Source organism: Flavobacteriales bacterium (assembly GCA_016712535.1).
Taxonomy (GTDB): Bacteria; Bacteroidota; Bacteroidia; order Flavobacteriales_F; family PHOS-HE28; genus PHOS-HE28.
Window position 1 is genome coordinate 146,289 of record JADJQW010000004.1, and the last position, 12,379, is coordinate 158,667.

Annotated in this window: 9 protein-coding genes; 5 read left to right on the top strand and 4 right to left on the bottom strand. The window is 56.3% G+C overall.

The window, feature by feature from the left end; translation table 11 throughout:
- Nucleotides 1–84: 84 nt before the first annotated feature.
- Nucleotides 85–246: a hypothetical protein gene (locus IPK70_15070; protein MBK8228479.1), complete on the top strand. Its 162-nt coding sequence runs from the start codon at nucleotides 85–87 to the stop codon at nucleotides 244–246.
- Nucleotides 247–1,106: 860 nt separating this feature from the next.
- On the opposite strand, the gene IPK70_15075 is transcribed toward IPK70_15070, so the two are convergent.
- Nucleotides 1,107–1,562, bottom strand: a complete 456-nt coding sequence (locus IPK70_15075; GenBank protein ID MBK8228480.1) for a hypothetical protein — start codon at nucleotides 1,560–1,562, stop codon at nucleotides 1,107–1,109.
- A gap of 107 nt (nucleotides 1,563–1,669) precedes the next feature.
- On the opposite strand from IPK70_15075, the gene fdhF reads away from it, so the two are divergent.
- The 4 genes from fdhF (at nucleotide 1,670) to IPK70_15095 (ending at nucleotide 6,703) form a co-directional block, all read left to right on the top strand.
- Nucleotides 1,670–4,594 (top strand): formate dehydrogenase subunit alpha, encoded by a 2,925-nt coding sequence (gene fdhF, locus IPK70_15080; GenBank protein MBK8228481.1) that lies wholly within the window; start codon nucleotides 1,670–1,672, stop codon nucleotides 4,592–4,594.
- Nucleotides 4,595–4,763: 169 nt separating this feature from the next.
- A complete protein-coding gene (locus IPK70_15085) occupies nucleotides 4,764–5,840 on the top strand; it encodes a hypothetical protein (protein ID MBK8228482.1) in 1,077 nt (358 codons plus the stop codon).
- On the top strand, nucleotides 5,830–6,156 hold the full coding sequence (locus tag IPK70_15090) for a DUF4325 domain-containing protein (GenBank protein MBK8228483.1): 327 nt from the start codon (nucleotides 5,830–5,832) through the stop codon (nucleotides 6,154–6,156). The genes IPK70_15085 and IPK70_15090 overlap by 11 nt, the downstream gene beginning before the upstream one ends.
- Complete coding sequence (locus IPK70_15095; GenBank protein ID MBK8228484.1) at nucleotides 6,140–6,703, top strand: hypothetical protein; 564 nt, start codon at nucleotides 6,140–6,142, stop codon at nucleotides 6,701–6,703. The genes IPK70_15090 and IPK70_15095 overlap by 17 nt, the downstream gene beginning before the upstream one ends.
- Nucleotides 6,704–6,798: 95 nt before the next feature.
- On the opposite strand, the gene IPK70_15100 is transcribed toward IPK70_15095, so the two are convergent.
- The 3 genes from IPK70_15100 to IPK70_15110 form a co-directional block, all read right to left on the bottom strand.
- Nucleotides 6,799–11,352 (bottom strand): hypothetical protein, encoded by a 4,554-nt coding sequence (locus tag IPK70_15100; GenBank protein ID MBK8228485.1) that lies wholly within the window; start codon nucleotides 11,350–11,352, stop codon nucleotides 6,799–6,801.
- 177 nt (nucleotides 11,353–11,529) lie between these two features.
- On the bottom strand, nucleotides 11,530–11,757 hold the full coding sequence (locus tag IPK70_15105) for a hypothetical protein (protein MBK8228486.1): 228 nt from the start codon (nucleotides 11,755–11,757) through the stop codon (nucleotides 11,530–11,532).
- 293 nt (nucleotides 11,758–12,050) lie between these two features.
- Nucleotides 12,051–12,284, bottom strand: a complete 234-nt coding sequence (locus IPK70_15110) for a hypothetical protein (GenBank protein ID MBK8228487.1) — start codon at nucleotides 12,282–12,284, stop codon at nucleotides 12,051–12,053.
- Nucleotides 12,285–12,379: the final 95 nt, after the last annotated feature.

The following is a 12,379-nucleotide window of genomic DNA, read 5'->3' on the forward strand; positions in this document are numbered from 1 at the left end:
CACTTCACCGTCGCGCATGAGGCGATCTCATCCGGGAAGGCCAAGGCTTTGCCGGATGTGGTAGCCACTGATCAGAGGTTGCACTTGCTGGAGCCGAAGAGCTTGGAGGATCAGATCAGCGTGAATGAGCGCTCGCCGAAAGGCATCACCGCCCTGGGCGACTTCGGATCCGTGCATCCGTCGCGCGAACGATCCGCGACCGTTGACGGCCATGAAGGCACGCGTGCGATCGCTATGCTGCGATGAATCGGAAGCCTCGCTGGCTGCGATGGCGCGCATGAGCGATTGAGTGAAAAAGCAAAGGGGCCCGGCGAACCGGACCCCTTCGTGCGTCGGTGAGCCGACACTACTTCTTCTTCTTCGCGGCCTTCTTGGTTGCCTTCTTGGCGCCCTTCTTGGCAGCTTTCTTCGTCGCCTTCTTTGCAGCTTTCTTAGCCATGGTGAAATGGGTTTGATGCCAAACCTAGCATCGTTTGACCATGTGTACGCTACATGCGACTAGAATGTTGCTCACCATCTTTTGTTGAAATCGTCGGAACGTTCATCCGACGATGCGCTCGCGATGATGATCGATGATGATGATCGCGATGCATCGCCTTAGTCGTTCATCATCATTCATGCGCGCGATGATCTCAGTTGCGATGCATCACGCACCAACAGATGCACCTCCTGAAAGCATTGCCGGACAAGGGATTCAGGAGGTCTCGACCAATCACGCGCAGTCATCATCGATGCATCGCGATGCATGATCCACGTTGCGATCAAGTTCGTTCCGCGCATGGAGAAGCCGGTCGTGGATCACCTTCATGAGCACCTTTCATCGACATGCTGAGATGGCCCAATCACGACTGATTTTTTTTCAGCAGCACCTCGATTGGGCGCGCTCTCAACATCGAATCGGTCGTGTTAGACCGATCTCGACACCACATCGCAACATGACCTCGATTGATGCCCGAGCCGTGTTCGATCTCCATCATGCGATGCATCCGTGCGGTTAGCCCTTCCATGGCAGCACACGAAATCGTTCACCGAATGATGGGCGCATTGAACCGCGTTCCTTGATCACGAGGCGAGAGCACACGTCTCGAGAGTCACCGTGCAACGATTCACTCCTTGGCATTTTCCTCCGACAGCCGGCTCAGCCTGAATGCATGGCTCAAGGTAACCATGTGCGTGCTGATGCCATCGAGCCGCAAGGGCGAGAGATTGATGTTGTACGCATAGCACACCTTCGCCTTGAAGATGCCGATGCCGATTTCGGGCCTGATCACTGTGCACGCCCTCGCATCCTCTTGGTATCTGATGAGCTGAAGCCCCATGGCAACACCGCCGGTAGCGTAAGCCCCCACCTTCCAGCCGACGAGTGACCGCCGATCGACGCGCAGTTCGGCGCCCGCATGGTAGCCGACACCGAATGGGTGATGCACCGTGCCATAGATGTTCCTGCCGATGCCGAGTTCCGCGAAACCGAAGCGGCCTTGGTGGTAGGCGGTGAACAGGGTGATCTCATCACGTTGCCAGTGGCGGGGCCGATGCGCGAGCGGATCCGGGATTTGTCCCATGCAGGAAAAGGAGGCCAAAGCAGAAATCAGCAGCACCACGCGCATCACCAGCCAAGGTAGGGGGCCGATCCACGGTCACTCTATCTTCGTCCTTCACGCTTCCCGTCATGAACCAGCCTCAGTCCAAGACCGGCACCGCTGCCCCTCCGGCGGCCAAGACCCAGAGCGCCCCCGCCTCGTCCAATCGAGTGGCCACTGAGGTCGACGTCGCCTATATCGACGGCATCGCCTACCCGATCAACAAGGGCGAAACGATGCTCGCCTTCCTGAAGCGGCACAAGGGTCCCAACCCCGTGCCCACGCTGTGCGACGCGCCCAACCTTGAGCCCTTCGGATCGTGTCGCGTGTGCAGTGTTGAAGTGCAGATGGCGATGCCAAAGCGTGATGCTTCTCGCGATGCCGGGTCGGGGCCCGGCATGACAGAGGAGTTGGAGTTGGGTCCTGCCAAAGTGATGGCCAGCTGCCACACCCCCGTGGGCAAGGGCATGTACATCACCGTGAACAGCCCGCGCATGGAGCGGCTGCGCAAGAACATCGTGGAGCTGGTGCTCACCGACTACGACACCGAGCGCCTGAAGACCGAGGACCACGGCCGCAACGAGCTGTACAATGTGGTGCAGCAGATCGGCTTCGACATCGATAGCGTGCGCTACCCCAAGGGGAAGAACCACATGAGCACGCCGATGGACACGAGCCACCCGTACATGGTGAGCGACCTCAGCGCGTGCATCAGCTGCTACCGCTGCGTGCGTGCGTGCGACGAGGTCCAGGGCGAGTTCGTGCTCACCATGGCCGGCCGCGGTTTCGACAACCACATCGTCAAGGGCACCAACGAATCGTTCAAGGACAGCGATTGCGTGAGCTGCGGCGCCTGCTCGCAGGCCTGTCCCACCAGCGCCATCACCGATGTGTTCAAGAGCAAAGAGACCAAGGCCGATGAGGTCACCCGCACCGTATGCACGTACTGCGGCGTGGGATGCAACCTCGAAGTGAAGGTGAAGGATGGCAAGGTGGCGGGCATCACCGCGCCCTACGACGCCGAGGCCAACCAGGGCCACACCTGCCTCAAGGGCCGTTACGCCTTCCGCTTCTACGACCACCCCGAGCGGCTGCGCACACCGCTAATAAGGAAGAACGGGGAGCTCGTTCCCGCGACCTGGGACGAGGCCTACGACTACATCATCGATGGCTTCATCCGCATCCGCGAGCAGCACGGTCCGGACGCGCTGGCCGGCGTGAGCAGCGCGCGCTGCCCCAACGAGGAGAACTACCTCATGCAAAAGTTCTTTCGCGCGCAGGTGGGCACCAACAACATCGACGCGTGCGCGCGCGTGTGCCACAGCCCCACGGCCCTGGGCATGCAGAAGACCTTCGGCACCGGCGCGGCCACCAACAGCATCGACGACCTGAAGGACACGCACACGATCATGATCATCGGTGCGAACCCCACCGACGCGCACCCGGTGACGGGAGCCAAGATCAAGCAGCAGATCATGAAGGGGAAGACCCTGATCGTGATCGACCCGCGCCGTACCGAGCTGGCCCGCTACGCCAAGTACCACCTTCAGTTGAAGCCCGGCACCAACGTGGCCCTGCTGAACATGATGATGCACTACATCGTGAAGGAGGGCTGGGTCAACAAGGACTTCATCGACAAACGCACCGAAGGCTGGGAGGATTTCAAGAAGGAAGTGTTGTCGGTGGACATCGCCGCGATGGAACGCGAGACCGGCGTTGATCGCAACCTCGTGCGCGAGGCCGCGAAGGCCTATGCCAGCTCACCTGCCGCGATGAGCTTCCACGGCCTGGGCGTCACCGAGCACTACCAGGGCACCTTCACCGTGATGCAGATCGCCGACCTGGCGATGATGACCGGCAACATCGGCCGCCGCGGCGTGGGCGTGAACCCGCTGCGCGGCCAGAACAACGTGCAGGGCGCCGCCGACATGGGTTGCCAGCCGCACCAGGGCGCCGGCTACTTCGCGGTGGACGAGCCCGCGAACATCCAGATGTACGAGCAGTTCTACGGCGTCGAGCTGCCCCACCACGCGGGCAAGAAGATCCCGCAGATGTACGACGCCATGCTGGAGGGCACCCTAAAGGCCTTCTGGGTGGCGGGCGAGGACATGGCGCAGACTGACCCCAACACGCTGCACGTGCGCAAGGCCCTGGGCCAGCTCGAGCTCTTCGTGGTGCAGGAGCTCTTCATGACCGAGACCGCCAAGCTCGCCCACGTGGTACTGCCCGCCAGCAGCTTCCTGGAGAAGAGCGGCACCTTCACCAACGGCGAGCGCCGCATCCAACGCGTGAACGCAGCGGTCGAACCCATCGCAGGCACCAAGCCCGACGGCCAGATCACCTGCGACATCATGGAGCGCTACGCCGAGAAGACCGGCAGGCGCAGCGGAAACGCCAGCAAGGACTACCACCCACGCTGGGTGCTGGAGGAGATCAGCCGCATCGTGCCCTTCTTCGCCGGGGTGAAGTGGGACGAGCTCGGGGAGAACGGCAAGCAATGGCCTGTGAAGCCCGATGGCACCGACACCCAGATCCTGCACACCGACACCTTCAAGCGCGGCTTGGGGAAGTTCATCTTCAACCAGTGGGAGAAGAGCCCCGAGGTGCGCACCAACGAGAAGGACTACCCCTACATCATCACCACCAACCGCGAGCTGGAGCACTACAACTGCGGCGCCATGACGCGGCGCACCGGCAACGGCGAGATCCTCACCGAGGACGTGCTGCTGATAAACCCCGCCGACGCCGAGAGGAACGGCATCGCCGAGGGCGACATGGTGTGCGTGGAGAGCCCGCGTGGCAAGGTGGACATCAAGGCCCGTATCACCGACGAGGTGAAGCCGGGCATCCTCAGCAGCACCTTCCACTTCCCGGAGATCATGTTGAACATCATCACGAGTAGCGTCAGTGACAGTCTCGCGATGTGCCCGGAGTACAAGGTGGTGACGTGTAGGATCCGGAAGGCGAAGAAGGCGCATTTGCGGAAGGCGGGGGAGGTGGTGGAGAAGCCGTAGGTCATTTTGGGCGTGCCCCCTCGCAAAAGCCTCGGGGTCCGGCTTTCCGCTACTAGTCCGCACTCGTCCTTCCTCCTCGTTTGCGGGCTTTCCGCTCGAATCCGTCACGCGAAATTCACAGCGGACCGAGTTCACTGTGTTGCTCCGATGTTTGTACAGTTGAGATGCTATGAAGCGCGTTTATCAAGAACATAAACACAAGAGGTTCACCCGGAAACGGGCACGACGCGCTGCGAGAGACAGAGAGCTCTGGTTGCTCTGGAAGACCGACCAGAACAAACGGCTAAATGGGCTAGGCAGGAAGGAAAGGCAAGAAGCTGTGCACTCTCACAAGGTTGAGATCGTTAAGGCACCGGATGTTTTTTCCTTCAGGGACAATACGGAACCGAGCATCAAGTTCGTGAATCGATTGATGGCACTGGCGAAGAGAGGCCATGGCGCACATGTGAATCTTCAAGGCGTCGAGCAGCTTTCGAATGACGCCACGGCCATACTGTGCTCGGTAGCGCACGAGTTCAGTAAGAAGCGCCTTCGGTTTGAAGGTAACAAGCCTGAGAATGAGAAAGTATGCGATGAGTTCGAGCGTTCGGGGTTCTTCAAGCATGTACAAGGAATGGTCCTTGAACGGAATCAGGAGAGCAAGGACGAGATCACAACCAAAGGTGACAAACGCGTGCGGTCGGAGAAGACAGCCGAGATTATTGGCCAGGCAGCCCGGACGATCTGGGGTGAGGAAAGAAGATGTCCCGGCGTGCAGAAGTCGCTTATCGAGTGCATGGGGAACACGAAGGAGCACTCAAACCCTTACGGAAATATGGGGGAGCGCTGGTGGCTCTCTGTTCACCACGACGACGCTACTCGCGAGGTTACCTTCAGCTTCGTGGACTATGGCGTCGGAATTTTTGAGAGCTTGGTGAAGAAGAAGAAGAAAGGGCTCTTCGGGTTGTTCTTCGACAAGTTCCGGGACAGCCCCAACCCGGAGCTATTGAAGCAAATCCTTAACGGGGAGCTAAAAAGCTCAACGGAAGGCACCCGAACCGAACTGGTCAACCGCGGAAAAGGCTTGCCTGGCATCCATGATGCCATGAAACGGAAGCAACTTTGTGATCTCGTGATCATTTCGAACAACGTGCGCGCCTTTGTGGACAATGAGACCTACCAAGAACTGAAGGAGACCTTCAACGGCACCTTTCTGCAATGGAAAGTGACAGCAAACAGCGACAACTTACCGGGCTATGGAAATTAAGATCGCATCCGAGTTCTCCCGGTTCCCAGGACCGCGGGATAGAGGTGAGGGGGATTATAGTGCGGAGGAATTTTATGAACGGCTTCTCCTGCCGCGCTTCAATCAAGCGCGCGAGAGAGGTGAGCGGCTAACCGTTTTCTTGGACGGCACTGCGGGGTATGCGACATCCTTTCTCGAGGGGTCCTTTGGGAAGCTCCAGAGGGACTTGAAGGCCCAAGGCTTGAAGATTATGGATTACATCGATTTCGTTTCGGCAGAGGAACCTTATTTAATTGACGAGATCACGGAGTACGTTGCCGATGCTCTCAAGGGCTAATCTCCTCCTATCCACGCTCATCTTCGGGGTGGGCTGCTTTGTCGGCTACCTATCAACCCAATTTCACCTCATCAATATTGCGCGAGAGATCAATGTCGTTGATCTACTCGCGCTTTTCGTCACTACCGTGCTGGGATTCTACATCGCGCACGTTGTTCAACGGAACTTGACTGCACACAGGGTCGAACGAGACTTGATGATTAGCCATCTCAACGGTATGAGGCATCGGCTTGGGGGGCTGGACTTCCTTGAGGGACAGAGCAAGCTCTCATTTCAAGCGTCGATTGCATGGTTTCGCCAATGGTTTGCCGAGTACCGATCGCTCGAGTGCTTGGTTGAGGAGACCATTGGTGCCGATAGTGTGAAGGAGCACATGGAGAAGCTCTATACCGAGAGCATCACCCTCAAGAAGCTATCCACAGGCGGCAAGAAGAAAGGAGGTTGCTTCCAGCTTGACGAGGTCGAGCGGAAGTACTTCGACGAGTCAAAGCGTAGGGTTGAAGAACTCCTTTTCAAGCTTGTCGTCCGTATTAACAGGAAGAGTTAATCAGGGCATTCCGACGCTACTCCCTTTGAAGGTCTTTGCCAACGCATGAGCTTCTCTTCTATTACGCAGAATGGTCTCGAGACGGGGAGTTCGAGCTACGGTAACTGCTCGATGCGAGTGTTGGTGGGAACAGAGCCCCCAATGTTCACCAGGATTGGGTCGCGGTCATTCGAGGACCCAACGTACTTCACAATGCCATCTAGAGTGACATCCTCTCGATAGTACCCGGGCGTCGTGTTCGTAGGCACCGAGCCACCAATGCGCACAAGGATCGGGTCGCGATCATTCGCTGCTCCGACATATGCAAGTTTCGAGTCCCACAGAGTGTTCCCTGCCCATAGGGCCATCATACCAGCGCTTGATTTGCGCGCATCACTTCCGTAGGTAGCCAGTGCCGACGAAGTGAAATCTACCAGGGTTATCGTACTTGAGAGCGCAACCGCATCCGCCGTCATCGTGCCCAAATGATTTCGGTGGCGAATGGCAACATGGTAGAAGCCAGGGATGACCGAGAAGACAACAGCTGATGTGCCGTCGGCGCCGGTGATGTCACCATCGCGTTGTAGTAGCGCCGAGCGCGATTGAACAACGTGGGCAGGATCCCCAACATCCCGGAGTTCAATTACCACCCAGTCGACAACGGCGTTCGGCCCTGTGACGGCGAGCGCGGTACCAGATGTGGCCTCCCCTCCACCACCACCTTGGTGGGAGTAACCCAGACCAGTGTAAGGCTCGGTCAAGGGAATGAGGCCTTTTACCCTCAGACTATCTGAAAGCAGCCCCGCTGCCAGATTGAGCGCGCCGTCAAGCATAGCTCTGGGGGACACCGCCACGCTGGGAACCACGACTAGAACATCGAGGATAGCAAGGCGCTCCAGGCCATCGTGGACGGCGCGTATGGTCAGGTCTAACTGTCCAGGGATGCCTGAAGCGCCGATTGTGATCGTATCGCCGGTAATTGTAGCCGTCAGCCCGGATTCGGTCGCCTCAACGGTCACTAGCATGTCATCCTCCAAAGAATCCGGGTCCATGAAGAAGTTTGCAAGAGGGAGGCTTAGCGTCCCTCCAAGAGCTACTTCAATGTTGAGCACGCCGGTGGGCACTGGCGCTTTGCGTTTGGCAATGACAACCGATTCCTTCAAGATGGAGGCGCTCGAATTGCCTAAGTGCCGGCATGAGAGCTTTTGGGAAAGAGAGTCGAAGGCGATAAGGTTTCCCGCTTCGGTGAAAAGGTCCTTTTGAAAGGTCGTGTCGTCACGAATAGTCAGCAAGTAAACGCTGTCCGGGCTCAAGACCTCTGCCTGATCAAGTGCGGCAGCGAATCGAAGGGGAGACCATGAGATCGACAGGCGGCGCAGATCGAATCGTTCACTATTGGGTACAATCCCGAGTCCTTGTAGCTCGTCATAGCATCGTTTGAAGGTAATCACGCTGGCCTGGGCGCTGTCCATGACCGTTACACCCTTTCGGTGCTGAATCTTGCCCTCAGTGAGAAAGTTGATGACAGTACTATCGCAAGACACGCCGACGCCAGTTGGCTGCGCTAAAAGAGTCAAATTCACGACAGCTGCTGAGTCGACTGTGAAAGTCGTGTCCCGATATCCTGGCTTTGTCACATGAATGAAATGACCTCGGTTCGATAGAGAGAAGGTCTCAGTCGCCCCATTAATCCGTTTGACGAACCTATCGTTCACATATACCTCCGCATGCAGCACGGAGTTGTCCGATTGAATCTCTAGGGGATAATTCGGCGAGCCAGGGAGATATTCGAGTTGTTGAGTAACCAGCACAGTATCGATTCCCCTGAAATACACACCAACGACGTTCATTCCGGTGTCTGGAAGATTGATACCAACCGTGTGTTCACTGATTGGATGGTTCAAACTCAATGGCACGGAAACAAGCGAATCTTCCGTGTAGTAGATCCGCACCACGTCATAGTATGTGTATCCCTCACCTGAGATACCCAGTTCCACACTTGATGTGCTGAAGTAAGGAGCATTCTCCAATACCGCGACGCGGGCATTCCGGACTGTAGTGTTAGCCGCGCTAGGGAGCATCGGGATACTCATGCGTTGGCCTTGGATATCGCTTAATCCCAACGCTATCGCTAGCGTCTCGTATCCGGATGCGACGACCTTAATGCTATCTCCTTCAGCCAAAGCAGGTATCACCGTCAGCTTGAACCGACCATTCTCGTCGGTTATCCCAGCCCAATTCCATCGACCAGAACGCTGAACGAAAATGTTTGCCGCACTCAAAATGCTTCCACTGCACACCCCTTCCAAACTTCCAAGAGCATACGCCTCTTGCGTCAACGGGTTTACGTACTCCGGCTCAATGAGCCGGTTAACGGAAACTATCGGCGAATCTTCAGGCTCGGCACTGCGGTAATAGACGCCAAAATGCAAGTGGGGGGGATAGGCCGTCGTCTTTTTAATTACACCAATCTCTTGGCCAAGCTGCACCCCAACCGGAAGACCGGGCGCAATGTCAATATTGTCATAGTACGAGTACCACTCTCCATCTGGTGTGGTGTGCCGTATGCGTACATGACTTCCTGCCGCTTGGTCTACAATGCCGTCCTCTACGGCATAGACTGAAATGTGGGCGTCACATGCATCGGTAGCGAGATTCACGTCCCATGCATATCTGTCATCCTTTTGCCCGCATCCGTTAGCGGAATGACTAACTGTTGATTGATTCAGAGGGCATGCAATGGTATTGCACATAATCCCAAGGTTCTCCGTGATGAATCCTCGTTGCCTGAATTCCCATCGATTCTCGAGTTGCGCTGCGCTGAAACAATCTGTCGCCCTCGGGATATACTCATTCGCGGTCTTCCCATTTGCGATGGTTGGTGCACTGGCATAAGGGGTTTGGAAGAACACCGAGCTACACGTAAACTGATTCCCAAGACACTGTTCACCAATTGAGAAAGAATACAGAGCAAAAGGCAGCACGGATTGCAGAACCCCACTGTACTGAGCAACCGAAGGAAGTGGTGAGTGGATTGAAGCTGGAACGGGGTTGGCCGCTTGGTTAATACCAATGGTCTCGCCTTCAACGCTAATCGTCGCACTCCGTGCAAAAGGTTCTGTATTGGTTTGGACATCGATATAGAGTACTCCGCTTGCTACGTCAGCTGCAAGCTCCACCCAGGTCGCCGCACAGTGCGCCGACCAACTGCAGCACTGATCAGTCTCAACATTGACTTGGCTATTGACTCCTAGGAATGGGACTGAAACGTTGCTCAGACTGAGATCAAAGGAGCATGAACACGCGGAAGTTGATGCGGATTGATCGTCAGAGTAGGGGCCGAGGCCACATGGGTTGCTCGCCCTCACTCGTACATAGTAGGTCGTGCAGCAAGCTAGCCCGGTGACAGTTTTACTAAGGACGTCTCCGAGCGGCAGGCTCTGGTATCCGGGGACGAATGAACTGAAGTTTGGGCTTAGTGAGACATCAATGGAGTATCCTGTAGCACTAATGGCCTGGGTCCAGTTCGCTACCAGTGATGTCGCACTCGCGTTGCTTATCGAGATGGAGGCGGGTGCGGAAGGTGTGCCAGGGTCTGTATCAACCTGAATCTCGTTTGAGTAAGTGCTGTAGGCGCATCCATTATAGGCCCTTACCCGGTAGTGGTAATCCTCATTGCATGTGAGCCCGGTCACGCTATGGCTTGTGGCACTCCCGACCGAGAGGTTGTTGTAACCCGGTAGTACGGGACTGAAGCCAGGATTGTCCGCTACATCCAAGCGATACGTTGAGCTCGGAACACTGCTCCAGCGTGCGGTGAAGCTTGTTGCCGTAATGGTTGACGAAAGAGGCAAGAGTGCAACGGGAGCAGACGGAGAAATGCCGTTGACCTGGATCGCCTGGTACTGAAAGTTGTTGTTGTCGTTAGTCCCTTCTGGTATCACCTGACCGTTATCAACCCATATGAACAGGTAATACGTGTTAGTGCACTTGTCGCTGGGTATAGTCAGTGACTTGTTGAAAGGAACAGACTGGCTGCATCCACTTAGGCTTGACACTGATTGGCTACCGAGGTTATCTGCCTGTCCTACATTGAGAGTAGTTGTCGCCGAGAGGTAAAACCCAACACTGAAGCTGCTTCCGGTCGACGAACCGCCAGTGTTATTCACTGCAAATGTTGCAGTGACATTCTGCCCGGCCGTGATGGTCGATGGTGAAACGGAATAGTTGAGCGGAACAAGGTCCACCGCCGTAGCTTGTATGAGTACCCCAAAGGGTAAGTCGTTATCGGTATTGCTCGATTCGGCTATTATGTTCGTCGGGTCTACACTGGTGAGGATGAACTTTGATCCCGTAGGATAAGTACACGGGATGGTGATGTTCCCCGTTACGGTCTTGTTTTGCATCGCACCAATACCGCCGTTGACCCAGAGGTCGGCTAGGTATGTGTGTCCGCCGTAAGTCGAGGTAGAGTTGATACTTACGTTGATTGGGAAACTTGTCGCGGTGGCGGTGGTTCCGGTGTTCCTCACCGTAATGCTTAATGAGTAGGTCCCGCCACGGTTCATGGATGTTGGGACCACACCGCTGTTGACAATCAGGTTTACAGCACCCAGCGTTTGCGTGGCCAGGCATAGGAGCACAGCGCTTAGGATGAAATAGGGGCGCATGGCAAAGGGCTTTGGCGTTAGAGGGGATAGCACGGGGGAAATTAAGGTTCCCTGCCTCTCGTCGTACTTCGCGCCGTAGGTTCCTTCCTGCTCAGGGCTTCCTGTCGACCGATATGCCCCAACTCCAATCAGGATCTCTACCTCCCCAGCCGGCTAGCCGCTGCTCTGAGCAGTTGGCTACAACCGATCATACTTCGTCGCCACCCCCTTCGCCTTCTCCACAGGGTACTTGGCGGCATTCTTCACCAACTTCTCGCGCACTGCGGTTTCAAGGTCCACGCGCAGGTCATGGGCCAGGTAGGTGAGCAGGATGGCAATGTCGGCCATCTCCTCGGCCAGGGCATCGCGGTGCTGCTCGGCCAAGGCCGGTAGGTCGGCATCCTTGGCCCATTGGGTGTGCTCCATTAGTTCCGCAGGTCTATTCAACACTTGAAGCACTCATTGCTTCCGTCCCTTGATTAGCTCAGAGATCGCCATCCCCAGTAAGACAGCAACGCCAATCCCCACTAGGGCTTCCCCAAATGATGGACCCACCTGTGGTAATTGAGCAAGGTTGGCACGGTAGTCCGATTCGGACACGTAACCACCGGTATAGAGGAGATCCAAGTACTCCCGTTGCTCCGTTGCGGTCGCTTGGTTTTGATTGATGCGGTACAGTAGGTACTGAAGCCGCTCGTTCTGCCCTTGAGTTAAGGAGCTCATGAGTTCTTCAGTTTCTTGTTTTTGGTTGCAGGGTCAAACTTCTCCTTCAACCCCTCAAGCATCGTGCGCTTTAGCACGTCGTACACGTCTTGGTGTGCTTCGACCTTCTTCTCTAAGTCCTGGATCTTCCCTTCCAGTTCCTTTTTCTGCTTATGGAACGCATTTAGCACGTAGGCTGTGGCAGCAACCACCGACGCTATCATCAATATCAGTTGCCAAGCCTGTTCCATGCTACTTCGACATGTCGAACGTAGAGAATATTCCCCGTATCGGCGCTCAGAAGCCCACGCCGGATAACACGAATGCGTCACCACGCATTACGCCT

Excerpts from the sequence above, each read along its gene's own strand:
- IPK70_15075 (MBK8228480.1), bottom strand. The coding sequence starts at position 1,562 with ATGGGACAAATCCCGGATCCGCTCGCGCATCGGCCCCGCCACTGGCAA.
- fdhF (MBK8228481.1), top strand. The coding sequence starts at position 1,670 with ATGAACCAGCCTCAGTCCAAGACCGGCACCGCTGCCCCTCCGGCGGCC.
- IPK70_15085 (MBK8228482.1), top strand. The coding sequence starts at position 4,764 with ATGAAGCGCGTTTATCAAGAACATAAACACAAGAGGTTCACCCGGAAA.
- IPK70_15090 (MBK8228483.1), top strand. The coding sequence starts at position 5,830 with ATGGAAATTAAGATCGCATCCGAGTTCTCCCGGTTCCCAGGACCGCGG.
- IPK70_15095 (MBK8228484.1), top strand. The coding sequence starts at position 6,140 with ATGCTCTCAAGGGCTAATCTCCTCCTATCCACGCTCATCTTCGGGGTG.
- IPK70_15100 (MBK8228485.1), bottom strand. The coding sequence starts at position 11,352 with ATGCGCCCCTATTTCATCCTAAGCGCTGTGCTCCTATGCCTGGCCACG.
- IPK70_15105 (MBK8228486.1), bottom strand. The coding sequence starts at position 11,757 with ATGGAGCACACCCAATGGGCCAAGGATGCCGACCTACCGGCCTTGGCC.
- IPK70_15110 (MBK8228487.1), bottom strand. The coding sequence starts at position 12,284 with ATGGAACAGGCTTGGCAACTGATATTGATGATAGCGTCGGTGGTTGCT.